The sequence below is a fragment of the Camelimonas sp. ID_303_24 genome, from assembly GCF_053543495.1.
Genome location: NZ_JBLLJM010000003.1, coordinates 316,973 through 342,709 on the forward strand (window position 1 = coordinate 316,973; position 25,737 = coordinate 342,709).

Here is a 25,737-nt window from a genome sequence, read left to right on the forward strand (position 1 = left end):
CATGAATCTCGCATCTGTCCTGGGCCCCGAGGATGTGCTCCTCGCCCTGCCCGCGCCCACAAAGGCCGACCTGATCAGGAAGCTGGCCGCCCACGCCGCCGCGCGCACCGGCCTTGACGCCGGAGCGATAGAAGCCGCGCTGCTTGGGCGGGAGCGACTTGGCTCCACCGGCGTCGGCAATGGCGTCGCCCTGCCGCACGCGCCCATCGCCGGCCTCGAGAAGCCATTCGCTGCCCTGGCCATTCTCAAAAAGCCGATCGACTTTGACGCCGTCGACGATCGCCCGGTCGATATCGTGTTCCTGCTGCTCCCGGCGGCGGGTGGATCAGGCGAACATCTCAAGATTCTGGCTGCGGTCGCGCGCAAAACCCGTGCGGAGCCAGTTCTGACGCAGCTGCGGCGGGCGCGGGACGCCAGCGCCGCCCACGCCATTCTGACAGCCCAGGCCGCGTGAGGCGCTGACGTTGCCCCCAAAGCCACGCCCTATATAAGGAAGTTACGCCTGCTGACGTTTGAGGACATGACAACATCCTCTTTTGGTCCGTCCAGTTAAAAGAGCTGTCGACGACAGATGCTCCCCTGCCTTCCCAGGCGGCGAGCTCGCAAGTTTCCCCCGGCGCTCAGGCCTTGCCCTGCGTCGCCGTACCTTTCAACTCCCCGCGCGATCCTTTGCCGCCGGCCAAAAGGCCGGCAGCGGTCACTTGTGTCCGCATCGCCAAAGCTCAGAAACGCATGGCGGCTCTGAGGCTGAATTCCTGGTTGACGAAATCCTTGCCCAGCTGGGCCTTGTACTCTCCGCGCAGCTCGTAGACGCCGTGCGCAAGGAACTGGACGCCGGCGGCCAGATCCAGCAGACGATCCGGAATCTCCGAACTGGACGTGAACGTGACCCCGGGGGCTCCGTCTTCGCTAAAGGACACCCGCTGACGCAGACCGCTGCCGCTGTTCAATGTCATTCCAACGCTGGCGTAAGGACGCAGCCAGCTGGCATCGTCCAGATTAATCCTGGCGCCGAACTCGACGCCCGGTTTGAACGCGGTTGTCCACGACCGCAAGCCCTGGGCGCTCAGAACCGCGCCGTCGCCGGATAGCCGGTAACCCGGCATAATGGTCTGCACCAGGTCCAGATCCGCGAACGGGCGCACATACCAGTTGGTGAAGGCGAACTCATAGGCGCCGCGCAGCCGCAGGCCCGCTGTCCAGACGTTAGAGGTATTGAGCGCCTGCCAGCTGCTGTCGCCCATCTGGAAAAGGCTGGCTGAATCATAACTGCCATAGCCAAAGCTGACCGCGCCGGCGAAGAGCCACGGGCCGAGCTGACGCTTCAACGCGATGGCGATGTCGCCACTGTCGCCCTCGATGCGGCTGTTGCGGTCTTTGGTCGACACCTGGCTGGTATTGTATCCGCCAGTTGCGCCGACAAACCAGCCGGGAGACACCTCCCACTGGCCGCCAAGCCGGTAGCTCGTTCCCGTCTGGCTGAAGCCGTCCGTATCGCGGCCTGCAGTGGCCGCGGTGCGAGAGCCAATAACCTGGCCCCAGACACAACTTCCCTCACGGATCATGACGCCGCCACCGGCAAAGGCCGGACAACTCATGGCGTATCCATGCGCCTTCGAGCTGGCCAACGTCTGACCGGCAGCCGGCTGGCCAAGACCTTCCGACAGCGTCATGCTGTTGATCATCCGGTCATAGTCATTGGCCGATGATACGTTGGCCATGTCGGCAAAAGCGCCCGCCATGCCGCGCGCGCCGGTATCCCAGGCAGACTGCAGGCTGTTGAGGAACGACATCTCGGTGGCCGTGACGTTGCCTGGGGCCTTGCCCGCGAAATTGGCCGCGCCTGGCGAAATCGTGATGCCGTTTCCGGTTGTCGAGACATTCCAGGAAATCGGGCTGGCTTCGCTGGCGCCCGAAACCGCATTGTGGGGGCCCAACAGCCAGTCTGAATCAACGGTCACTGCGGTGGCCTCCACCACCCTGAAGCTGTTGGAAGGCAGCAATCCCTCTATTGCGTAGGGTTTCACCGCCACGCGTCGGACGACCAATTCCGTCGTCTTCAAAATATCGTTCGCCGGGGCTCCGGCAGGCGCCACGCCTTTGACGTCAACCAACAGCGTTCCGCGCAGGTCTGTTTTGCCATTGCGGACCTCGGCCGTGGCGATATTGCCGACGCCGCCCACATCCAGAACGCCATAGTTGGTGAAAACGCTCCGGCCCGTCGCCGCCGGATTGGAGAGATTGATCAGGCCGCTGCCGGCGGTCTGGTAGGTTCCGTGGTTGTCGAAGGAGTTCACCTCGTCCTTCCGGACGCCGCGAACGCTGAGGTTCACATCGCCGATGAGTTTGCCGTGGTTGGCGACATGGTCCGAGCCAAACGACGCAAGGATCGCCTTGCCAGAGGCGGCGCTAACTGTTGATCCCGGGTTGATGGTGATGGCGTTGACCCGGCCTCCATCCACGGCGATCGCCGCGCCTTCCCCAGATCCGCCTTCGATTTTTCCAGCGAAATTGATGGAGATGTTGCCGCCCAGCCGGGAGGGGTCGAGCATTCCCATGACGTCCTGGAAGCCGCTCCGGGCAAAAATGCCAATAGCATTGGCTCCGGTGGTGCGGATCGTCGCGCCACTCAACTCAATCGCGATCCGCTCTCCCGTCCCCCTGGAGTTGAGACGCGCCGCCGCCATCGCCTTCAACTCACTCTCGTTTTGGCGCAACAGTTCGTCTTCTGATTTCTTGACGTTGGCCTTTGCCAACTCCGCTTCCATCTCGCGCCACAGGAAAGAGGCCATCCGCTGCGCCTCCGGCGGATCGTCATACTGTTCGGCCCAGTTCGTGGGCCGGCCCGTATAGACCATCGCGTCGTAAAAGCCCTTCACCGACGGGGCGTCCTGGATGCCCCGGCCGAGGTAACCGCCGCCGCCGCCGAGCGACTGGGCGACGACGCCATGGGCGCTCCGGCCGGAGGTTTCGATGGTCATGCCAGAGCCGGCATTGCCGATCAGGACCGCGCCGCCATTGCCGATGGAGCCGCCGCGCCCCGACACCAGTCCCTGCGCCGCGCCAGTGAGCAACCCGCCGCCGCCAAAACCGCCGCCGCCGCCAATCGACTGCGCCAGTACGCCGACGGCATGGTCGCCGGAGGTGGTGATGCGCGCCGCATTGTCGAAGCGCAGCTTTACGTCGCCGCCGTCGCCTTTGGCGCCATGGGCGCCGCCCAGGAGCACCGCGCCATTGACCGGAAGGGCTGTGGCCCCGTCGGCGACCAGCCCGCCGCCGCCGCCGATCGACTGGGCGATGACGCCAAAGGAGCCGACGCCGGAGGTGCTGATCGATCCGCCAATGGTGAGGCTCACCTCGCCGGCGTTGCCTGAGGCGCCATCCGCGCCAAGGCGCGCCTGCTCCACGCCTCGCAGGCTGCGGGCGCTCATTGTTTTGGCTTTTGCCAGATCCCCGCGAATATCGATGCCGGCGGCGTCGAACATGTCGATTGTTGTCTGCTCCCCAAGCGCCTTGCTGATTTCCAGCAGGCCCTGCTGGTCGAAGCTGGCGTCGGCGATGACGCCGCCGCCGCCGCCCACCGACTGGGCGACGATCCCGTGCGCCTGGCCGCCGGTGGTTACGATTGATCCGGCGTGGGAGACGGAGACATTGCCGCCGTTGCCCGCCGCGCCATTGGAGCCGCCGAGCGCTTTGACGCTGGCGAGAACGAGTTCGCCGGCCTGCAAGTCCCGTCCGGTCGTCGTGACGCCGCCGCCGCCGCCAATCGATTGCGCCAGCACGCCGAACGCGGCGTTGCCATAGGTGCTGACTTTGGCGGTCTCACCCAGTTCAACCCGGACAACGCCGCCTGCTCCGCCGCCGCCGCCATCGCCGCCCACGGCGGTTTTGCTGCTCCACATCTTGCCGGCGCCTGCGGCGGCGCCGCCCCCCTTGCCGCCACCGCCGCCCACGGACTGCGCGACGATGGCTGTCGCCGCCGCGCCCGACGTGGTCAGTGTTCCGTTCGCCCACACGCCCGTTGGCGCGTCGGCGGTTCCGCCGCCGTCGCCGCTGGCGCCGCCCTTGCCGCCGACGGCGGTCTCCCACGCCAGCGACAGCGGAACCGAGGGCTTCAGCCTGCTGTAAATACCCTTGTTGCTGGCAAATTTTTCAGCGGTCGTTCCAAAATTCTTGGCGAGGAAGCCAATGAGCGCATCGCCAGCCTTGCCGGCGATGTTGGCGTTCTTGTACTGCGCCACCCACTCCTTCAGTTGCGGAAGCGCTGCCTTGGCCACATTGACAATCTGCGCTTTGGCTTGGGACGCATCATAGGTGTCATAAACCTCGTTGCCGCCGGAGGTCGCCATGGCCCCGCCGCCAATGCCGCCGCCACCGCCCACCGACAGGGCGTGAATGGCGTATGAGCCGGCCCCGGTGGTCACGATGGAAGCGTCGGCGGCGTTCGTCACCTTGACGCGCCCACCGTGATTGCCCGAGCCGCCATTGCCGCCGACCGAGTCATTGACCGTCAGGTTCGCCGCCGCGTTCAGCACTGCGGTTCCCCCGGCTCCGCCGCCGCCGCCGACGCTCATGGCGACGACGCCGGAGGCTCCCTGACCGTAGGTTATGATCGACCCACTGTTGTTGATCTCGACCAATCCGCCCGTACCGCCGGCGCCGCCCTTGCCACCGGTCGCATTGTTGAACGAGAAATCGACTGAGCCGGAACGGAGGCCGGCCAGCCATGAGGTCAGCCCCGCAACGCTGAACGTGGGAAGCGGAATGACGCCGCCGCCCGCGCCGCCGCCGCCGCCCACGCTCATGCCCATGACGCCGGCCGACCCATAACCGGACGTGACGACGGCGGCGGTGTTCGTGACCTTCACCGCGCCGCCGGCGTTGCCATCTCCTCCCTGACCGCCGACGCCACTGGTGATGGTCAGGCCGGGGATGCGCGGATCGATGGCAACTGCTGTTGCCTTTGCCGTTGCCGAGCCGCCATTGCCGCCGCCGCCGCCGATGCTCATCGCCAGCACACCAGGCGCCTGCAGTCCGCCGGTGACGACGTTGAGCCCGTTGAGAACGGTGACACTGCCGCCGGTTGCGCCCTTGCCCCCCGCGCCGCCGATTGCCCGCGCATAAGAGATGTGGGGACCAATGCTCACGGCGGTGGCATCACCGCCATTGCCGCCGCCGCCGCCAACGGACTGAGCAACGATGCCGGCGGCATGAGCGCCTGAGGTGCTGATCCAGCCTCCGGTATTGTTGAGGTCGCGGGCAATATTGTTGACCTCGACCGCGCCGCCGCGCGCGCCATTGCCGCCGTCGCCGCCCAGGGCCACAGCCCCGCCGATGCCAAATGCCCGGGCATCGCCACCGGCTCCACCGCCGCCGCCGATGCTCTGGGCCAAAATTCCGGAAGCATCGTCGCCAGTTGTCGTGATCGTTCCACGATTGGTCACGGATACCGATCCGCCAACGCCACCGGTGCCGCCCTGACCGCCTGAGCTGAAGAATGGAGAAAGCGGACTGCCGCCGGCTCCGCCCCCGCCCGGGCTCACGAGGCCGCTCTGGAAAGCATTGCCGGCCTTGCCACCGCCGATGCTTTGCGCAACCACGCCGAAGGAGCTTTTTCCGGCAGTGCTGATGGCTCCCGTTGTTTCAACCTTTGCGGTTCCGCCATCGCCGGCATTGCCGCCCGAGCCACCGGAGAAAATGCCGCCGCCACCAAAGCCGCCGACACCACCGACAGACTGGACGATCACGCCAGGCGCATTGGCGCCCGTTGTCGTGATCGTTCCATACAGCAGCGCCTGAGCGGCGCCGCCATTGCCGCCGCGCGATCCCCCGGCGCCGCCGACAATCGCGGAATTTGTTCCGCCGGCGCCACCAACTGACTGGACAAGGGCGCCAGCGGAGTTTGCGCCCGTGCTGGCCAGGTTTCCGGACATGGTCAAAAATGCGCCGCCGCCATTGCCACCGCCCGAAGGCGGATGCCAGAGACCCTGATCGTCATGGGAGCCTCCGGCGCCGCCGAGTGATTGCAGCGCGACGACTGCAGAGGACGTTCCTGCAGTCCTCATGCTGACCGACCCGCCAATTTTGACGTCAACACTGCCGCCGTTGCCGCCGTTGTTCCACCTTGAGGTTGACCCGCCGTCGCCGCCCTTGCCGCCTTGTGACACGACCCACGCGCCGGCCATATTCGAGCCTTCAGTGGTAAAGACCAGTTGGGTTGCAGCGCCAACCGGCGCACCGTCTCCGAGGCGTAGTTCTACCTTTGCGCCCTCGCCACCCTGGCCGGGCGTGGTCATGCCATAGCCGCCGGCGCCACCGACCGAATAAAGCTGGAAGATGGCGATTGGCGACCCGCCGCCATATCCCTGAATACGCGTGACGCCGGTTCCTGAGGGTGTGTCGAGGGTGTAGGACACCCTGCCGCCATCGCCGCCCCGACCACCGGGCTGACGATATGGCTGTCCCCGCTCCTGTTCGACTGACTTTCCATCGCCGCCGTTGCCGCCAACCGCCCCGAGCAGGATCGCGCTCCGCCGGTCAACACGGAAATCGCCACGGGGCGCGGTGTTGCCGTAAATGAGATTTTCTGCGGAGATGCCCGACGTCGGCGCTTTCGACGTTCCCCATGGCCAATACTTGGGCGGCGCCACGCCATCCTGACCATTCGCTCCGTTCCGGATGACATACGGGAGCGTCTCGCTTGCATTTACCTCAGGGGATGCCGCTGTGAACGCTGCTACGCTGGCTCCTCCCAGAAGCAATACTGCTACCCTTGCCGCAGAGCGACGCTCTTCCGGATACCTTCTCACAATTAGCCCCCCAAGCCTCAAAACCCAGCCGCCTGAACTCCAGGAAACTCCGACGGTGGACAGCCTGTCAGATACGAATTGGAGTTGACCGCGGCCTCGAGTTTATGTCCCCAAAGAGAACTTGGATACTGCGAGCTGAAACATTTTGGAGCTATTTGCAACGTTTGCGCCCATTAAGGTTTTGTTGCAACGACTTGCCATCACCGACCAATAACAACCTCATCGCCACTGAATAGCCCCAAGATTTGTGGACGCCTTCTTCCCCAATTTTGAAGCAAGGAGGCCATGATGGGGCCCGGACATTTCACGGACGATTTCAAGCGTGACGCGGTCGCGCAGATCACCGAGCGGGGCGACCGGTTGCAGAGGCGCCCAGGCGGCTCGGGGTGAGCCAGCACGCGTTGTACGCCTGGAAGCGGAAGTTTTCGAAGTCACCGGCTCCGGCTGGCGTTGACCAGGCCGCGGAGATCCGCCGCCTGAAGGCGGAGCTGGCGCGGGACGCCGAGGCGCGCGACATCCAAAAAAAGCCACCGCGTATTTCGCCAGGGATGCAAAGTGAGATACGCGTTTGTGGCCGGGCATCGCCGCCAATTCCCGGTGCGGGCGATGTGTCGCTGTCTGCGCATCCAGCCCAGCGGTTTCCATGCCTGGCTGAAGAACCCATTGAGCCGGCGAGCCCGGGAGGATGCGCGCCAGATCGCGCTTCTCGATAAGGCCTGGAAGAAGAGCGGCCGGGATCTCATGGCGGCAAGCCGTCAGTCGTGATCGACAACACCCTGGCCCGACAGTTCGATGCGGATGCGCAGGGGAAGGCGTGGGTGACGGACATCACCTACATCAGGACCCGGGAAGGCTTCGCCTGTCTGGCCGTGGCGATCGACCTGTTCTCCCCCGCGTCACTGGCTGGTCCCTGCAGAGCCGGCAGATCACTGATGTCGCGCTGCAAGTATTGCTCATGGCGACATGGCGACGGAAACCCCCGACCACGGACCTGGTTCACCCGGATCAGGGCTCCCAGTTTACCAGCATGAATTGGGCAGCCTTCCTGAAGCACCACAATCTTGAGCATTCGATGAGCCGGCGCGGGAACTGCCACGACAACGCCGAGGCAGAGAGCTACTTCAATCTGCTCAAGCGCGACCGAAGCCGCCGCAATATCTACCGGACGCGCGAAGGGGCAAGGCAGGACGTCTTCGACTGCATCGGGATATTCTACAACCCAGAGCGCAAGCACGCCAAGAACGGGATGTTGTCACCCGTCGAGTTCGAACGGCAGCAGGAAATGTAACCCGAGGGCGTCCACGAAACCCGGGGCTATTCAAGGCAAATCAGCCGTTGAAACGAGTCTGGCTTCTGTCTGCATATGAATAGCAATTGGCTCCGGCGCCAGCGGACCCAGAGCGTAGCGTCAGTTCCCATGTCGAAAGTGGGGCCATTAGTGTGGCCGCAAAGCGGACCAATCGAAAATATTTAAAAACAATGAGATAAAGATATTTTATGGCGGAGAGGGGGAGATTCGAACTCCCGATAGGGTTGCCCCTATGCCGCATTTCGAGTGCGGTGCATTCAACCACTCTGCCACCTCTCCGCAATCACGAGGTCAGCTCCTGTGGTGGGCGGTTCGTACACGAGCGTTTGCGGGCTGGCAAGGCCCCTGGCGGGCCCGTGGCGCGCCGGGGGGGCATTTCCCACAGCGACGGCTTGACGCGCCTGCCGGCGCCCTGCTGTCAGGGGGCGGGCGCCACGACAGCCGCGCCAACTTCCCGCGCGCCGTCGACAAGGGCGCGCACGACAAAGCGGTCCGGCCCAACCAGCGACAGGCTCTCGTTGACGAACAGCCCGCTCATGCAGACCACGTCCACAGCCATGGCCGACAGATCCTCCAGCTTCAGCCAGCCAAGGCCGAAACCGGTCACGCCGACGCTGACGCCCAGCGCCTTCATCATCGCCAGATGCTGGCCGATGGCGCGCGGGTCATGGCATTGCGCCACATCCGGCGGCATGCCTTCGCCAGCCTGCCGCTCCCCGTCGCCGCGGGGATCGCCCCCAGGTCTTGCCGGGTGCTCATGCGCAGCCGCATCCTTCAACGCATCGCTGTGCGCCGGCCCCGCATCGGCGGGAGCGAACGCCGCCTCATCAAGCGCGATGACCAGCCGCGCCGACACGCCCGGATGCGCCGACAGCCATGCGGCGACAGCGCCGCGCCACGCGGGACTGACCAGCGTGGCCGGGGCAATGCGCAGCATCACATGAGCAGCCGGATCGGCCGCCAGCAGACGCACGGTCTGCTCCAGCATCCGCTGGTCGAGCAGACCGCAGAGACCCGCCCGCGCCGCCACCGGCGCCAGCAGCCCTGGGCCCATCATGCCAGCCCCGCCAGCACAGGCCGCGACCGGCAGCACTTCCTCAAGCTTCAGGCCGGCGCCGTCGAGATCGACCAGGCGCCGACGACGCAGGGCGATGTCACGGCTGTTCAGCAAAGCCACCACATCGGGCATGGACATGACGGGGGCGCGCGCAACCGGGCGCCGCCTGACGCGCGGGGCCAGTGCGACCACCATCTCGCCGGCCTCCACCGCCTGGCGCGCCGCCTCACCGGCCCGTTCGAGCAGCGAGCCGGCGTCGCCGACGCCATCCGACGCCGTCACCAGCCCGACATGGGCCTGAATGCCGGCGCAGGCGCGCGCGACGTTGCGCGCCACCGCCGCCGCGGCCTGACGGCCCTGGGCGTCGTCGCACCCGTTGAGAATGATGGCGAACTGGCCTGGATCGAGAACGGCGACCACGTCGGTGCGGCGCAGCCGGCGCGCGATCGCCGCAGCCGCCAGATCCATCAGCGCCGGATCCGACGCCGAGACGCCTGGCTCCTGCGGCGCGATCAGGCAAACGCCCACCGACACGGAGCGTAGCCCACGCGCCGGATCATGCAGCATCGCCGTCAGCGTGCGCGTGACGATATCGCGCGCCGGCTCCATGCGGCGGCCAGCCACGGGAACATCCGGCTGCCGTCCGTCGATGGGGCACACCCGCATCACGCCTTCCGCCCGGGCGGGACGGCCATCCGGCCCCGCATGCCAGCGGCCCCGCTCCTCGATGACGCAAAGGCCGCGACCGGCGTTGACCACATAGCGGCAGCGAAACGGCGCGCCCTCGCCATGATCGGCGCCAGCGGCGGCGTGAATGACGTCGGCGCGGCTTTCGCCAGAACCTGGCGCCACCAGCGACGCCCAGGCCTTGCCGGATGACAGATGCCGGCGACGGTCAAACCCCAGGGCGGCCATGGCCGTTGGCCCCCAGGCCAGACGATCGCTGGCAAGATCCCATGTCCACGCGGCCATATGGCAGGCGAGAAGGCCCTGGGCCGGGTCAAGGGCGCGCTCCACTGGCGCAGCCGCGGACGTCGCATGGCCAGCAGCCGCCATCCCGGGGCCTGCCCCTGCGTGACGTCCGGACCTGCGGGCCTGAAATGTCTCGCTGAATTTCCCAATCAAGCCGCGCATCACCGCATCCCGCCGCAACGGCAGGGCGCCTCCGGCTGGAATGCGGAATGCCCTGACCTGTCTGACGCAGCTTTCCTGAAGCCAGGCGCCTGGCCGGAAAGCGCTCACGCGCTCCGGGTCAACCCATCCGGGCCGGTGAAACCGGCAGCGCGCCGCTACGTCATGTGTTCGGGGCATGTTGACCGGCGCATTGCTAACAGCCGGTAAAAGCTGGAGGAAAAGAGGCGGTTGTCACCGTGCTTCCCAGGCTCCGCCAATTTCACAAGCTGCTGATCCACGCGCCATCGTGGGGCCACAATTGGCGCATCCGGCGCCTGGTGATTGCTGGCGGCCAGTTGCTGGTGATCCGGGCAAGAAAAAACCCCGCATGCGGCGCATGCGGGGTTCGCATTCATTCACGCGCGCCGGCCGGTCGGCCAGCGGGCGGGATCAGGCGTCAGCGCGGGGCTTCAGCACCTGGCGACCACGGTACATGCCGGTCTTCAGGTCAATGTGGTGCGGACGGCGCAGTTCGCCGGAATCCTTGTCCTCGACGTAGGTCGGGGCAGCGAGGGCGTCGGCGGAGCGGCGGAAACCGCGCTTCATCGGCGAGGTCTTGCGTTTTGGAACGGCCATGTCTGTCTCTCGAAGCGTTGCTGTAACGTCGGCCCGTGCGGTTCACGCTACAGCGACCGCGATCAGAACCCGTTTCGTTGGGGATGCGGGCTTATACAGGGTTCCCGCCGCCTTGACCAGCCCCGGAAACGCGTTGGCGGCGAACAGGACGTTCCGGACGGCCTTTCCTGGCCGCCGGCGGCGCGATCGCCCCTGTTTTTTCCGTCGCGGACAGCCGGCGCCCCCGTTTTATGCCTGTCGCCGGCGCCTGGCTACAGACAGGGCAAGGACTGTTGCCGCGCCCGCGCCGCGATCCGTCCGGCGCGCGTCGCCACATAACGCGATGGCTTCTCCGCGTCATAGCGGAGGGGATTGGGCAAAACCGCCGCCAGGCGCGCCGATTCCGCCGGCGTGAGCCTGGCGGCGCTCTTGCGAAAATAACGCTGCGCCGCCGCCTCGGCGCCAAAAATTCCGTCGCCCCATTCGGCCACGTTCAGATACAGCTCCATGGTGCGGCGCTTGGACCAGACGATATCGGCGAGCGCCGCCAGCGGCAGCTCCAGTCCCTTGCGGATGGGGGAGCGTCCCTGCCAGAGCAGCAGGTTTTTCACGGTCTGCATGGTCAGCGTCGAAGCGCCGCGCGTCGGCAGGCCATCCTCGTCAGTGTCCCGGATGGCGGCGCGCAGCTCCACCCAGTCGACGCCATGATGCTGGCAGAAGCGCGAATCTTCCGAGGCGGCGACCGCCAGCGGCAGCGAAGGGGCAATGCGCTCAAGCGGCGTCCAGATGCGGGTGACGGGTTCGCCAGTCAGCCAGCGGGCCAGCATCAGGTTGGAGACCGGCGGCGCGACCGCATAGAGCAGCATCAGCCCCAACGGTATGGCCGCCAGCAGCAGCAAAAGCAGAATGAAACGATTGACCAGCCTTCGCAAAAACCGGCGCTTTGGCCTGGCGCTCACGGCGGATGCGCCAGCCGGCGACGGCTCCATGTCGTCCATTTCAGGCTGATCCGGCCGCGTCGCGCCGCTGTCGCCGGAACGCCCGCCGGGCCCCGCCCCGGAGCGTTTCCCGGACCTGATCCTGCCGCCTGCCGGAATCCCCACAAGCCCTGCGCCTTTCTTTAGCACCCCAACCGCACGCACCCCATCGCACACATCACCGCGCGCCATGCGCCGCGCGCCACCAGACCGGATGGCGTCCGCGCCCACCGCCGGCGCAAAAACACGCCAACGTATAACGGAGCGCGCCAGCATACGATGATGTCGCGGCGGATGTCTCGCCCCGGCGGGCCTGTCCGCCCCAGCGGGCCCCTTGCGTCGCGACACTTGACCCGCCGGCGCGGCTCCGGCAAGCCGCTGGTTGCAGGTCGCTCCGCGCCATGGCGCCAAACCGGAGACATTCAGGTGTTCGCCAGCAAGACAGATAGCGCCGCAGCGTTCCAGGCCCGGCTGGCCAGCCGGGCCGCCGCCATGGAAACGACGCTGGCGCAGCTTCTCGATCGCCGCAGCGCCGCGCCGCAGCGCCTTCTGGCCGCCATGCGCCACGCGACGCTGGGCGGCGGCAAGCGGCTGCGGCCGTTCCTGACGGTCGAAACCGCGGTGCTGTGCGGCGCGGACGCGGCCATCGCCACCCCCGCCGCCGCCGCCATTGAGTTGCTGCACTGCTATTCGCTGGTGCATGACGACCTTCCGCCGATGGATGACGACGATCTGCGCCGGGGCCAGCCAACGGTCCACAAGGCGTTCGACGAGGCCACGGCCATCCTGGCCGGCGACGCCCTGCTGACGCTGGCCTTCGAGACGATCGCCGACGGGGACGCGCATCCGCTCCCGGAAACCCGCGCCACGCTGATGCTGGGCCTCGCCCGCGCCGGGGGCATGACCGGCATGGTGGGCGGCCAGATGCTCGACCTCGCCGCCGAGGGGCGCTGGGGCGCCGCGCGGCTGACGCCGGACGACATCCTGCATCTGCAGGCGTTGAAGACCGGGGCGTTGCTGGCGTTCTCGGTGGAGGCTGGCGGGCTTGCCGCCGGCGCCAGCGCCGATCTGCAGGCGCGGCTCGCCCGCTATGGCAAGGCGGTGGGCGGCGCCTTCCAGGTCGCCGACGACATTCTCGACCACGAGGCCGATGCGGCGACCCTGGGCAAGCGCGCCGGCAAGGATGCGGAAAAGGGCAAGGGCACGCTGGTCACGGCGCTGGGCCTCGCCGAAGCCCGCGCCGTCTGCGACCGGCTGATCGACGACGCCATCGCCGCGCTCGACTGCTTCGGCCCGGAAGGGGACATCCTGCGCGACGCCGCCCGGTTTGTCGGCGCCCGCCGCAGCTGACGCCAATCCCGCCGGCCAAGCCCCCCTGCCCCCCTGGCCAGAGAGAAATTTGGCCAGGGTGAGTTGGCCTGGATAAGGTTGGCCTGGGTGAAGCCGGAGCGGCGCGCAGCGCGCCCGCCAGGCCATCCGTCCCGTGGCCCTGGACGTTGCGGAATGCCGATGCATCACGCGCTTCGCCATCTGGCGCCTGCCTGGCGGGAGGCGCCCCCCTGACGGGAGGGAGGTCCCCCGGGCCAGATCAGCCCGGACCGGCGACGTGAATGCCGGCAACCGCGGCCCCCCGGTCGCGCGTCGCGCAAACCGCAAAGTCACAGGCGCCGCCGCAGATCAGCAAATTGCCCGAGGCCTTGCGGATGCCGGCATTCGCCTCGCCGCCCGGCGGCGCGGGAGGCAGAGGCCGACATCAGGCCGCCAGACCTGCAGACGTCCCTTTCTATGAGACCTGGCCGGCAAAGGGCCCTGGCCAGCTTGCCATCGCCAGCCTGCCCGGCGGATACGGCGCCGACGCGGCGGGCGCACCGGCTTGCCGGCGCTCCAGTTGGCCCGGCCCGTCACGCAAGAATACAACAGTTATTCTTTGACAATTACTCATGTCCATATTTGGATATATTATTTATTCATAATTTTTCTATCCACGGCGCAAGATTTTCACGTCATGGATTAATAATGAACAGATTTGCAAGGGCCGGCTTGCTGTCGGCGTTATTGATATCCGCATCGCCAATTGCTGTTGCGGCTGCGAATTATACTTCAGTCTGGAGCCTTGGCGATAGCCTGAGCGACACCGGGCGGACATATGGCTATCTGTCGTCCTGGTATCTGCGCTGGACGCGCAAGCCCTATGGTCCGCATTATCACAACGGCCGCTTTTCGAACGGCCCGGTGTGGACGGAGTATCTTGGCGGCGAGAAGGGTCAGGGCGGCCCTGGCGTGAACTATGCCTGGGGCGGCGCCATCACCGGCACGACTGCTGGCAGCGGCATGTCCTGGTTCTCGAACAAATTCGCCAACTGGATGATTCCATCGCTGGAAAAGCAGGTGGACAATTACATGCTGCCGGCCATTGGCGCAGCGCAGCCACAGGCCAGCGGCGCCCCGGTTTGCCAGACCTGCTTTGGATCGAACCCGCTGGTGACCCTGTGGATCGGCGGCAACAATTTCCGCGTTCCTGGTGAATCCGCCCCCTCGGGCAGCGCCCGCGACGGCTATCTCATGGCGCGGGATTTCATCATCAACAATGTGCCGGCGGCGCTGAAGACAATTCACCAGGCGTTTGTCAACAATGCCAACCGGGCCAACGGCGAGAGACCCGCTTCGATCACCTATTACACGCCGACCACGCCGGACGTGAGCCTCACGCCGAAGTTCGCCGGGCTCGACGCCGCCAGCAAGAAAGAGCTGTCGGAGGTCATCGGCATGACCAACCGGGAGTTGAAGCTCAGGCTGATCCGGCTTGGCGACCAGCTCGCCAGCGACCGGACGCCCGGGCGCATCGTCATCGTCGACACCGCCGCCATGATGGAAGAAATCATGGCCAACCCCGCCGACTTCAACCTGATCAACGCCCGCGACAACTGCATCAGCTCCGATAGCGGCGAGTATGTCGGCGCCTGCAATCCACAGAACGCCAATTCATACCTCTACTGGGATGAATTCCATCCCACCACTTACGTGCACGCGCAGCTGGCCGAATTCTCCGCCAACACCGACCGGCTGGAAAGCGGCCTGTCAGTGCGCCTCGCCCTGCCCCACGTCGCAAATGTCGAATGGCGGGACCTGTCCTATGGCGGCGATATTTCTGGTCCTGGCCGGCTGATCAAACGCGGCGAGGCGATGCTGACGCTGGCGGGGAACAACACCTACGCCGGCGGCACGCGTTTCGACGACGGCGTCGTCCGCGTATTCAGCGCCCGCAATCTTGGCGCGCCAGACGGCGATCTGGTGTTTCGCGGCGGAACCCTGCGGGCAAGCGGCGCGGTCACGCTCCACCACACCGTGCGCCTCGCGCAGCCCGCATCCGGCGATACGAATGGCGTCTCGGGCGCATTTTCCGTTGACCGGGGCTACACCCTCACCCTGGTCGGCCCCATGCTGGCGGGCAACGGCAATCTGGCCAAAACCGGCCCTGGCGCGCTCGACATCCGCTCCCGCATCGAGACGGCCCGCGAGCGGACCGACATTCATGACGGCGAGCTGCTGATCAACAGCCCGGATCTCTATGAAAGCAGCGTGATCAACGTCGCCAGCGGCGCCAGCCTCGGCGGCGGCGGCCGGGTGAAGGGCGACATCCACAATAATGGCCAGGTGCGCACCACCAGTTGCGGCGGCAGCCTGACCGTGCTTGGCGATTTCCAGCAGACCATGGGCGGAACCATCATCCTGCCCACCGGCAAGACCCAGGTCCGCAACGGTTGCGAAGGTTCGCGCTCCTCTATCCACGTGCAGGGACACGCGCGCCTTGGCGGCGTGGTGAGCGCGGCGATCCGCGCCGAGAAATTCCTCAGTTCGCAGCGCACGGTGATCCGGGCGGACAGCGGCGTCAGCGGCGCCTTCAGCGGGGCGGAAACCTCCTCGCCGTTCGTCGGCATCGCCCTGTCGCAGAACGATACGGCGGTGACCGCCACCCTGAGCCGCAACTTCAGCCTGCCGGCGACGACAGGCAACCAGAAGGCCGTTGCCACCTTCCTCAACGGCGTTTATAGCGAAGCCGCCCAGGGCGATCTCGACCGGGTTCTGCTGGCGCTGGACCTGGCCGGCCCCCGAGAGGACGCACAGCGCGCCCTCGACGCCCTGTCGGGCGCGAGCCTTGGCAAGGCCGATGAGGCCATCGCGACCCACGCCAGCGCCATGCAACGCTCGGTGCTCGCCATGGCCGCCGCCAGCCGCCGGGGCAGCCGGACGCCGGCGCAACCAGAGGCGGGCGTGCGCCAGGTCGGCGACGTCAGCATCCGGGCGCAGATGTCGACGCAACCCTGGCGCGGCGCGCGCCGGAGCGGCGCCGGTCAGGACGCCTTCATGTCGGCCGGCCTGGAGAAGGCGTGGACCATCGCCAACGGCCTGCCGCTGACCACGGGCATTGCCGTCACCCATGGCCAGATGAACGCCGCCTGGCAGGGTGAGCTGCGCGGCATGAGCGCCAGTTCGCTGCACGTCGCCGGCTATGCGACGCTGACCTCGGGGCCATACTTCGCCGATGCGGTTGTCGGCGCCGGCCGCACCGATGGCTGGACGCGACGGAGCTTCGCCTTTGGCGATCTGCGTGAAGCCACCCGCGCCCGCCACCGGGCCACGGACACGTTCGCCAGCATCCGCGCCGGCATGACGCTCGACGTCGGCTCCCTGAAAGTCGAGCCGTCCGCGGGCCTCGACTGGGTGCGGATGGCCAGGCGCGGCCTGCGTGAAACCGGCGCCGGCGCCGCCTCGGTGCTGACCGGCCGCCGCGCGGCAATGATGCTGACGCCGTCGCTCAACGTCGATGTTTCGCGGCGCTTCGCCCTCGGCGGCATTGTCGCGGAACCGGCGGCGTGGATGCGCTTCCAGCTGGCCCATGCCCGCAGCGACCGCATGCGCCACACGCTGGCTGGCGCGCCAACGGCCAGCTTTTCGCTGGACGAGGCCATGTCCGCGAAACAGGCTGGCAGCGCCATGGGCGCGCGGCTTGGCATTGCCCCCAATGGTGAGCAGGAGATTCACACCCGCCTGTTCGCCGCCTGGGAGCGCAGTCGCGACAGCGCCCGCGCCGCGCACAGCTTCACGGCGGGTCTGACGGCCACATTCTAGGGCCTATCACGAAAAGCGCGTGACGCTTTTCGTGAATAAAACACCTGAAATCAAGGTGATAGATCATTTGTCGGTGAACCCCGGCTCGCCGCAAATGACCTGCCCCGCAGCGACCGGATGATCGCATGAAAAACGGCCTGCCCCCTTCGGGGCAGGCCGCTTTTCGTAGCCGGATCGCGCAGGAGCCCTGCCAATCCCTCACCGCAGCCGGTTGGGCCAGCCCATCCGGGTCAGGTCCTCAGGCGGCGAGGATTTCCTTCGACGCCACGGTGGTGTCGGCGTTGAGGCGATAGACCAGCGGCACGCCGGTAGCCAGCTCCAGGCCGGCGATGGTGTCGGTGGTCAGGCCGTCCAGCACCATGATGAGGGCGCGCAGCGAATTGCCGTGGGCGGCGACCAGCACGCGTTCGCCGCGCATCACCGCCGGCAGGATCTCGCGGATGTAATAGGGCAGCACGCGGGCGGCGGTGTCCTTCAGGCTCTCGCCGCCGGGCGGCGGCACGTCATAGGAGCGGCGCCAGACGTGAACCTGGTCCTCGCCCCACTTCGCCCGAGCGTCGTCCTTGTTCAGGCCCGAGAGTTCGCCATAGTCGCGCTCGTTGAGAGCGATGTCGCGCACGGTCGGCAGGTTGTCCTGGCCGAGCTGGCCGAGAATGAGCCCGGCGGTGCGCTGGGCGCGCGACAGGCCCGAGGTGTAGCAGCGATCGAACGACAGGCCCTTCGCCTTCAGGCGGTCGCCGGCGGCCTTCGCTTCCGAAACGCCAAGCTCGGTCAGATCCGGGTCTTTCCAGCCTGTGAACAGGTTCTTGAGGTTCCAGTCGCTCTGGCCGTGACGGGCGAGAACAAGAAGACGCTCGGTCATGCGTGAACTCCGGTTTCGACGCGGCGGCTGTTGCGGCGCCGCGCCGGCAGTCAGATTGAAAACGGCTCTGACGCCAGACCGTCTCCGGCGAAACAGGTTCGCTGGAACCGCTCTGGCGATCTGGTTTTACGCACGCCCGTCACGAAAAGCGGACCCCGCTTTTCCCGAAAGCGCCCAGGAGCCTTTTCCGGTCAAAATGGATCCGAAAAGGCTCCTGCGCCCTGATTTCGGGCGAATTCCGGTCGATCAGACGGTTCCGTCTGATCGGAAAGCGCCTTAGCCGATGCCCAGCACGTCGGCCATGGAATACAGCCCCGGCGCACGGCCCCGCGTCCACAAGGCGGCGCGCACGGCGCCGCGGGCGAAAATACCCCGGTCTTCCGCGTGATGCGACAGGGTGATGCGCTCGTGCGGACCGGCGTAGATAACGCTGTGATCGCCAACCACCGAACCGCCGCGCAGGGTGGCAAAGCCGATGTCGCCAGGGGTGCGCGGGCCGGTGTGACCGTCGCGCACCCGCACCGAGCGCTGGCCCAGGCTGATCCCGCGCCCTTCGGCGGCGGCCTCGCCGAGCAGCAGCGCCGTGCCGGACGGCGCGTCAACCTTGTGGCGATGGTGCATTTCCAGCACCTCGATATCGAAATCCTCGCCGAGCGCCGCCGCCGCCTGGCGCACCAGCGCCGCCAGCAGGTTGACGCCAAGGCTCATGTTGCCGGAGCGGACCACCACATTGCGCGTCGCCGCCTGCGCCAAAGCGGCGAGATCAGCCTCCGACAGGCCAGTGGTGCCTATGATGTGGGCGACGCCCCGCTCGGCCGCCAGCCCGGCGAGCGCGACCGTCGCCGCCGGGGCGGAGAAATCAATCACGGCGTCAGCGCCGGCAAGCGCCGCCGCCACGTCGTCGGTAATGATGACGCCGTTCGCGCCAACGCCCGCCAGCAGGCCAGCGTCCTTGCCAAGCGCTTCAGCGCCGGGACGGTCGGTGGCGCCGTGCAGCGCCGCGCCCGCCGTGTCGGCGATCGTCGTCACCAACATGCGGCCCATGCGCCCGGCGGCGCCGGCCACGACCAGCTTCATGTCGCCCATGCTCTCAACCCTCGCCCGGTTGCGGGCCGTCGTAACCGTCGATGACCACCATGTCGGCCACGGCGTGACCATCGCGCAACGCCTTGGCGCGCTTGTATTCCGGTGAATTCCAGCAATCGATCGCCGCCTGGCGGCTGGGAAACTCAATCACGACGTTGCGGGCGCGCGAGTCGCCCTCCACCGTGTCGAAAGCGCCGCCGCGCACCAGGAAACGGGCGCCATATTTGGCGAATGCCTCGGCGTTGGCCGCCACATAGGCCTTGTAGGCGTCGGCGTCCGACACGTCGACGCGTCCGATCCAGTAACCCTTCGCCATGCTCTGTCCCTTTCCCAGGCGCTGATCCGGTCAAAGCGCCGTTTCGATATCCTGGACGATGGCCCGCGCCACGGCGACGGGATCAGCCGCCTCTGTCACCGGACGCCCGACCACCAGATAGTCGGCGCCGTTGGCGATGGCCTGTGCTGGCGTCACCACCCGCTTCTGGTCGCCCAGCGCCGCGCCGGCGGGGCGGATGCCCGGCGTCACCAGCAGCATGTCGTCGCCGACGATGGGGCGCATCGCCCGGGTTTCCCCAGCCGAGAGAATGAGGCCGTCGATGCCGGCGGCGCGCGCCTGGGCGGCGCGGCGGGCCACGGTGTCATGCACGCCGGCGGCGTAGCCGGCCTCGGCGAGATCGGCGTCGTCATAGGAGGTCATGACGGTGACGCCAAGAATCTGCAGCGCGCTGTCGCCGCGACCGCGCGCGGCTGCCTGCATGGTCTGCGGATAGGCGTGCACCGTCAGGAAACGGCCGCCGAGGCCGGCAATGCGCGCCGTGGCCTTCTCGACCGTGTTGGAAATGTCGTGCAGCTTCAGGTCGACGAATACCTGCTTGCCCTGGTTGGCCAGTTCGCCGATGAACGGCAGCCCGCCGCCATAAACCAGCTCCATCCCAACCTTGTAGAAGCTGACGGCGTCGCCGAGGCGCGCGGTCATGGCGCGCGCCGCCGCCACATCCGGAAAATCCAGCGCGACGATCAGACGGTCCCGGGCGGGAATGGCTGCGCGGGGCAGCCGGGAGGGAGTTTGCGCGTTCATGACGCCTCTTCGCACAGGCGCCGCGCCGCACTCAAGCCCTGGAGTCGACGAATCCGTCTCCAGGGCCAGCCGGAGCGTGGCGGCGGCGGGTCAACGCGGCCGGTGCTTGCCGTTGGGAAGCGCCTGCGCCGGCTGGGCATGCCCGCTGGCGTTCTGGCAGCGCCGGTAAGCCCAGACCCGCGCTGGCGGCAGGTTCCACCAGACGCGGCCGGAGGGCTGCGAGGTATAGTCCTCTGACTTCGGAATCGGCGAGACCGGCGAATAGGTGAACTGCACGAACGGCGCGCCCGCCTGCATGAGATGGAAGGCGTCGTTCAGCAGCTTCATGCGCATGGGCAGCGGCTTGGTGAACAGCGGCAGGCTGGAGACGGTGGCCGCCGCCGCGCCCTGCAGACGTTCGGCCAGCAGCTCGGGGAAATTGTAGGCGTCGCCCTGCAGGATGGTGGCGGCGGGAAAACGCCTGGCCAGCAGGCTGCAGAAATCGGCGCTGTACTCCACCAGGATCAGGCGGTTCTCCGGCACGCCGCGGCGCAGGATGGCCTCCGTAACCGGGCCTGTGCCAGGCCCAAGCTCAATGACCTGGCCCGGGGCCGCCGGATCAAGATAGCTGGCCATGGTGCGGGCCAGCATTTTTCCCGAAGGCGTCACCGCCCCGGTGACGAGCGGACGCTCCACCCACGAGCGCAGGAACCGCGCCTCATCCTCGATGCGGACGGGCGGTTTTCCGGCAGGCGATTTCCCGGATTGGCGTTGGCGCGGCAAGGTCAGCGGGCTCCGGCGAGATGGAGAGACGCGCCGCGCGGGTCAAAGCCGCTGCGCCCCACGATTGCTGCTGCATGATTGCCAACTGACATGGAATTCCTTCCATAGGTGCATTGTCCAGCCGCTGGCCAGGCCAGCACAGACTATTTCTGGTTACACCTGTTGCGCCTGGGCGCATAGGGCTTCAGATCAAATTCTGGCAAGCGCAACTGGATTTGATCTGACTGTCCGCGCCAAAAAACCGGGTTCAGACCGGGCGGCGGCGCGGCGCGTTCAGCCGCCAAGGCCGCCGAACAGCTCCTTGACGCGGGACAGGAAGCCGGCGCTCTCCGGGTGCGTTTCACCCGAGGACTCCCGCTCGAATTCCTGCAGCAGCTCGCGCTGGCGGCGCGACAGGTTCTGCGGCGTCTCGACCACCACCTGGATGTACAGGTCGCCGACATTGCGGCTGCGCAGCACCGGCATGCCCTTGCCCTTCAGGCGCAGCTGGCGGCCGGTCTGGGTGCCGGCCGGAATCGACACTTTCGCCGGTTCGCCGTCGAGGGTCGGAGCCTCGAACTCGCCGCCAAGCGCCGCCAGGGTCATCGACACCGGAGCGCGGCAGAACAGGTCGGCGCCGTCGCGCTGGAAGATGGCGTGCGGCTGGATGGCAAGGAAGATGTACAGATCGCCGGCAGGGCCGCCGTTGCTGCCCGCCTCGCCCTCGCCGGACAGGCGGATGCGCGTGCCGTCCTCAACGCCGGCCGGCACATTCACCGAAAGGTTGCGCTCACGGGTGACGCGGCCGGCGCCATGGCAGACGTCGCACGGATTGTCGATGATCTCGCCGCGACCGCCACAGGTGGGACAGGTGCGCTGGATGGCGAAAAAGCCCTGGGCGGCGCGCACCTGGCCGGCGCCGCCGCAGGTGCCGCAGGTGCGGGAGCGTGAACCGCTCTTGGCCCCGGTGCCCTCGCAGCTGTCACAGCGCACCGCCGTCGGCACGCGGATCGCCGCGGTCTTGCCGGCGAATGCCTCTTCCAGGGTGATTTCGAGATTGTAACGGACATCGGAGCCGCGATTGCGGCCCTGGCGGCCGCCGCGGGCGCGGCTGTCGCCAAAGAAATTGTCGAAGATGTCGGTCATGAAGTCGGAGAAATCGGCGCCGAAGCCCGGGCCTCCGCCGCCGCCCACGCCGCCCTGCTCGAAGGCGGCGTGGCCGAAGCGGTCGTAAGCGGCGCGCTTCTGGCCGTCCTTCAGCACCTCATACGCCTCGGCGACTTCCTTGAAGCGCACTTCGGCGGCGGCGTCGCCGGGGTTTTTGTCCGGGTGCCATTTCATGGCCAGCTTGCGAAAAGCGACCTTCAGGTCACCGTCAGAGGCGGTCCGTTCAACCTCAAGGACCTCGTAGTAGCAGCGCTTGGTCATCGGGCAAATTCCAGACCTGATCCTGTCATCTTCTCATCGTCAGCCATGCGCATGCGCGTCATGACCATTCAGCCGGGCACAACCAGAGCGCCGCCCGGTCCCGCCCCGGCATGCGCGTCATATGGTGATGCAGCTTTTTCCAGAAAACGTCCAAATCACTGAAGCCATCATCCGGCAAGGCCGTTTCCGCCGCACGCCAGGATATGACTTCCATTCAGACAGGGCCAGATGCCGGCCCTGTCGCCAGCCTTCGCCCGGACGCCGGGCGCACGCACCGTCGCGCCGCCCGAAATGGCCCGGCCAAAGGCAACGGGGCCGCAAATTGCGGCCCCGCGCCAACCGGCTCAGTTGCGCTTCTTGTCGTCGACTTCCTGGAAGTCGGCGTCGATGACGTCGTCATCCTTTTTGGCGCCGGCGGCGCCAGCGTCGCCGCCTTCCGAAGCCTGCTGGGCTTCGTACATGGCCTGGCCCAGCTTCATGGAAGCCTGCATCAGCTCATTGGTGCGCGCCGTGATCGCCTCGACGTCCTCGCCCTCAAGCGCGGTCTTCAGGGCGGCGACAGCCGTCTCGATCGCCGTCTTGTCGGCGGCCGAAACCTTGTCGCCGAACTCCGTCACCGACTTCTCGGTGGAGTTGATCAGCGCTTCGCCCTGGTTCCTTGCTTCAACCAGCGCGCGCCGCTTCTTGTCCTCATCGGCATGCGCCTCGGCGTCCTTGACCATCTTGTCGATGTCGGCGTCGGACAGACCGCCCGAGGCCTGGATGCGGATGGCCTGTTCCTTGCCGGTCGCCTTGTCCCTGGCCGAGACATTGACGATGCCGTTGGCGTCGATGTCGAAGGTCACCTCGACCTGCGGCACGCCGCGCGGCGCCGCCGGGATGCCAACCAGATCGAACTGGCCCAGCGCCTTGTTGTCGGCAGCCATCTCGCGCTCGCCCTGGAAGACGCGGATGGTCACGGCGGTCTGGTTGTCTTCAGCCGTCGAGAACACCTGGCTCTTCTTGGTCGGGATCGTCGTGTTGCGGTCGATGAGACGCGTGAACACGCCGCCCAGCGTCTCGATGCCCAGCGACAGCGGGGTCACGTCGAGCAGCAGCACGTCCTTGACGTCGCCCTGCAGCACGCCGGCCTGGACAGCGGCGCCGATGGCGACGACCTCATCCGGGTTGACGCCCTTGTGCGGCTCCTTGCCAAAGAACTGCTTCACGACTTCCTGGACCTTCGGCATGCGGGTCATGCCGCCGACCAGAACCACTTCGTCGATCTGGCCAGCCGAGAGGCCAGCGTCCTTCAGCGCCTTGCGGCACGGCTCGACGGTGCGCTGGATCAGGTCGTCAACCAGGCTCTCGAACTTGGCGCGCGACAGCTTGAGCGCCAGGTGCTTCGGACCGGAGGCGTCCGCCGTGATGTACGGCAGGTTGATCTCGGTCTGCGCAGCGGACGACAGCTCGATCTTGGCCTTCTCGGCGGCTTCCTTCAGGCGCTGCAGGGCGAGCTTGTCCTTCTTCAGGTCAATGCCCTGCTCCTTCTTGAACTCGTCCGCCAGGTACTCGACCAGACGCATGTCGAAGTCTTCGCCGCCGAGGAAGGTGTCGCCATTGGTCGACTTCACCTCGAACACGCCGTCGCCGATCTCGAGGATCGAGACGTCGAAGGTGCCGCCGCCAAGGTCGTAGACGGCGATGGTGCCGGCCGCCTTCTTGTCGAGGCCATAGGCCAGGGCCGCGGCGGTCGGCTCGTTGATGATGCGCAGCACTTCAAGGCCGGCGATCTTGCCGGCGTCCTTGGTGGCCTGGCGCTGGGCGTCGTTGAAGTACGCCGGCACGGTGATGACGGCCTGATCGACGGTCTGGCCCAGGAAGGCCTCCGCCGTCTCCTTCATCTTCTGCAGCGTGAACGCCGAGATCTGCGACGGAGAATAATCCTTGCCGTCGGCCTCGACCCAGGCGTCGCCGTTCTTTGCCTTGACGATTTTGTACGGAACAAGGCCGATGTCCTTCTGGGTCATCGGATCGTCAAAGGAGCGGCCGATCAGGCGCTTGATGGCGAAGAAGGTCTTTTCCGGATTGGTGACGGCCTGGCGCTTGGCCGGCTGGCCGACGAGGCGCTCGCCATCGTCGGTGAACGCAACGATCGACGGCGTGGTGCGCGCGCCTTCCGCGTTCTCGATAACTTTCGGCGTCGAGCCGTCCATGACGGCGACGCAGGAATTGGTAGTGCCGAGGTCGATGCCAATGACCTTACCCATGATTGATCCCTCACTTTCAAAGCAGACCGCCAGGCCCCGAAGCGACCCGGCCATGGCCCGGCCTGTCATCCATGCCGGCATGACAGACCAGATAGACTGAATGCGACCGCCTGCTGGATTTGCAACCGCATCCTGGTGGTTTGAACGCGCCGGCTTGCGGGCGGCGGATCGCCGTCCGGCAAACTGAACGCGCTGTTCTTATCGCGCTATATAGGAGGCCGGCCCATGGCTCGCAAGCCAACCTCAGACCTGCATGATCCACATGACTGACGTCTGTCGCGGCACAAGCTCCGCGCCATTGGCATAACAACCGCTCATGGCCCGCAACCTGTCGGCGGACCGCCCGCCTGGATTGGCTTCCACCCAACAGGGAGGAAGCTGCTCCAGGCCCTCCTGTTTCAAGAGGTCCTCCTGCTTTGAGCGCATTGTGATCGACCGGACGGTTCCGCCTGGTCGCAAAGCGCTCCCGCAACGGCATTGCATGCAACGCCGCCAGCACTGGCGCTCAGTTGGCGGGCCAGATGCCCACCTGCAAGAGGCGCAACCGGCAAAATCCGCGCGGTCGGCAGGTCAGGCGGTTGTTTGACGCGAAATATCGTTGAACTGAAGCGACGCGACAGACCTCTCCGCTGCTGCCGGTCCCGGTTCGGCCAGATTTCAGGCCAGCTGCGGCGTGAAAGCGCGGAACGGTTTCAGTAACGCAATTCGCCGCGCCGGGCCGCGCCCAGCGCCGCCGACAGGGCGGCGGCGAAACTCTCGCGCTCCGCCGCCGACAGCGCGTCGCCGACCGGCACCACCTGACCGCGCGAAGCAAGCCTGAGCCGCAGCAGGCCGAACTCGTCGTCGTTCTCGCGCAGCAGGCTGGTCCACAGCGGATTGAAGCGCCACTCCGCCTGCGCGCCGGTGTGCGACACCTTGCGCAACATCAGGCTGACGCTGGTGACGGCAATTTCCTCGAAGGCCGCGGCGCGCGAGAAACTGAGGCGGAAGGCGACATAGAGGGCCAGCACGTCGAGGCCAAAGAAGCCGGCCACCGGCCAGGCGCCCATGATGACGAACGGCAGGCTGGCGACGACGCTGCAAACCAGAACCAGCATCATGACAAGCCGGAAGCCGCGCGCGCCCAGCGAACGGTGCGGCGTGATCAGCACGCGGAACTCATCGCGCTCCGCCGGATCAGGCCAGCGGGCTGGCGCCAGCGCGTCATCCAGCGGCGCAAGCGCCAGCGCCGGCTGAACATTATGTGGATTGCCTGTCATGATGGCTTTCACCATAACCCCCTC

General features: G+C 66.8%; 15 protein-coding genes, 1 tRNA gene and 1 pseudogene. 4 read left to right on the top strand and 13 right to left on the bottom strand.

All coding sequences use genetic code 11. The features are described 5' to 3' along the window. Window position 1: 1 nt before the first annotated feature. On the top strand, window positions 2-454 hold the full coding sequence (locus tag ACERNI_RS04330) for a PTS sugar transporter subunit IIA (protein WP_448832034.1): 453 nt from the start codon (window positions 2-4) through the stop codon (window positions 452-454). Between the two features lie 268 nt (window positions 455-722). On the opposite strand, the gene ACERNI_RS04335 is transcribed toward ACERNI_RS04330, so the two are convergent. Next, a complete protein-coding gene (locus ACERNI_RS04335) occupies window positions 723-6,650 on the bottom strand; it encodes a hypothetical protein (RefSeq protein WP_448832035.1) in 5,928 nt (1,975 codons plus the stop codon). 447 nt (window positions 6,651-7,097) lie between these two features. On the opposite strand from ACERNI_RS04335, the pseudogene ACERNI_RS04340 reads away from it, so the two are divergent. Continuing rightward, window positions 7,098-8,097 (top strand): annotated as a pseudogene (locus ACERNI_RS04340) (IS3 family transposase). Between the two features lie 210 nt (window positions 8,098-8,307). On the opposite strand, the gene ACERNI_RS04345 reads toward ACERNI_RS04340, so the two are convergent. The 4 genes from ACERNI_RS04345 to mtgA all read right to left on the bottom strand — a co-directional run bounded on the left by ACERNI_RS04345 (window position 8,308) and on the right by mtgA (window position 11,862). Next, a tRNA-Ser gene (locus ACERNI_RS04345) sits at window positions 8,308-8,397 on the bottom strand. 139 nt (window positions 8,398-8,536) lie between these two features. Beyond that, a complete protein-coding gene (locus tag ACERNI_RS04350; protein WP_448832036.1) occupies window positions 8,537-10,231 on the bottom strand; it encodes a hypothetical protein in 1,695 nt (564 codons plus the stop codon). Window positions 10,232-10,738: 507 nt separating this feature from the next. Then, window positions 10,739-10,924 carry a 50S ribosomal protein L32 gene (rpmF, locus tag ACERNI_RS04355; protein ID WP_132004532.1) on the bottom strand — a complete coding sequence of 62 codons (186 nt, stop codon included), beginning with the start codon at window positions 10,922-10,924 and terminating at the stop codon, window positions 10,739-10,741. 251 nt (window positions 10,925-11,175) lie between these two features. After that, on the bottom strand, window positions 11,176-11,862 hold the full coding sequence (mtgA, locus tag ACERNI_RS04360) for a monofunctional biosynthetic peptidoglycan transglycosylase (protein WP_448832037.1): 687 nt from the start codon (window positions 11,860-11,862) through the stop codon (window positions 11,176-11,178). A 510-nt stretch (window positions 11,863-12,372) separates the two neighbouring features. Between mtgA and ACERNI_RS04365 the strand changes: the two genes are divergently transcribed. Continuing rightward, on the top strand, window positions 12,373-13,230 hold the full coding sequence (locus ACERNI_RS04365) for a polyprenyl synthetase family protein (RefSeq protein WP_448832161.1): 858 nt from the start codon (window positions 12,373-12,375) through the stop codon (window positions 13,228-13,230). 666 nt (window positions 13,231-13,896) lie between these two features. Continuing rightward, window positions 13,897-17,010, top strand: a complete 3,114-nt coding sequence (locus tag ACERNI_RS04370) for an autotransporter domain-containing protein (protein ID WP_448832038.1) — start codon at window positions 13,897-13,899, stop codon at window positions 17,008-17,010. A 238-nt stretch (window positions 17,011-17,248) separates the two neighbouring features. Here the strand turns inward: ACERNI_RS04370 and ACERNI_RS04375 are convergent, their stop codons facing one another. From ACERNI_RS04375 to ACERNI_RS04410, 8 genes are all read right to left on the bottom strand, one after another. Next, window positions 17,249-17,872: a 2,3-bisphosphoglycerate-dependent phosphoglycerate mutase gene (locus ACERNI_RS04375; RefSeq protein ID WP_448832039.1), complete on the bottom strand. Its 624-nt coding sequence runs from the start codon at window positions 17,870-17,872 to the stop codon at window positions 17,249-17,251. Between the two features lie 276 nt (window positions 17,873-18,148). Beyond that, window positions 18,149-18,958, bottom strand: a complete 810-nt coding sequence (gene dapB / locus ACERNI_RS04380) for a 4-hydroxy-tetrahydrodipicolinate reductase (RefSeq protein WP_448832040.1) — start codon at window positions 18,956-18,958, stop codon at window positions 18,149-18,151. A 4-nt stretch (window positions 18,959-18,962) separates the two neighbouring features. Beyond that, complete coding sequence (locus ACERNI_RS04385; protein WP_448832041.1) at window positions 18,963-19,274, bottom strand: DUF1330 domain-containing protein; 312 nt, start codon at window positions 19,272-19,274, stop codon at window positions 18,963-18,965. A 30-nt stretch (window positions 19,275-19,304) separates the two neighbouring features. Further along, window positions 19,305-20,036 carry an orotidine-5'-phosphate decarboxylase gene (pyrF, locus tag ACERNI_RS04390; RefSeq protein WP_448832042.1) on the bottom strand — a complete coding sequence of 244 codons (732 nt, stop codon included), beginning with the start codon at window positions 20,034-20,036 and terminating at the stop codon, window positions 19,305-19,307. Window positions 20,037-20,126: 90 nt separating this feature from the next. Next, complete coding sequence (locus ACERNI_RS04395) at window positions 20,127-20,804, bottom strand: class I SAM-dependent methyltransferase (protein WP_448832162.1); 678 nt, start codon at window positions 20,802-20,804, stop codon at window positions 20,127-20,129. A 267-nt stretch (window positions 20,805-21,071) separates the two neighbouring features. Beyond that, complete coding sequence (dnaJ, locus tag ACERNI_RS04400; RefSeq protein WP_448832043.1) at window positions 21,072-22,205, bottom strand: molecular chaperone DnaJ; 1,134 nt, start codon at window positions 22,203-22,205, stop codon at window positions 21,072-21,074. A gap of 344 nt (window positions 22,206-22,549) precedes the next feature. Further along, window positions 22,550-24,454 (bottom strand): molecular chaperone DnaK, encoded by a 1,905-nt coding sequence (gene dnaK / locus ACERNI_RS04405; RefSeq protein ID WP_448832044.1) that lies wholly within the window; start codon window positions 24,452-24,454, stop codon window positions 22,550-22,552. Between the two features lie 692 nt (window positions 24,455-25,146). After that, complete coding sequence (locus ACERNI_RS04410) at window positions 25,147-25,713, bottom strand: DUF2244 domain-containing protein (RefSeq protein ID WP_448832045.1); 567 nt, start codon at window positions 25,711-25,713, stop codon at window positions 25,147-25,149. Window positions 25,714-25,737 lie beyond the last annotated feature (24 nt).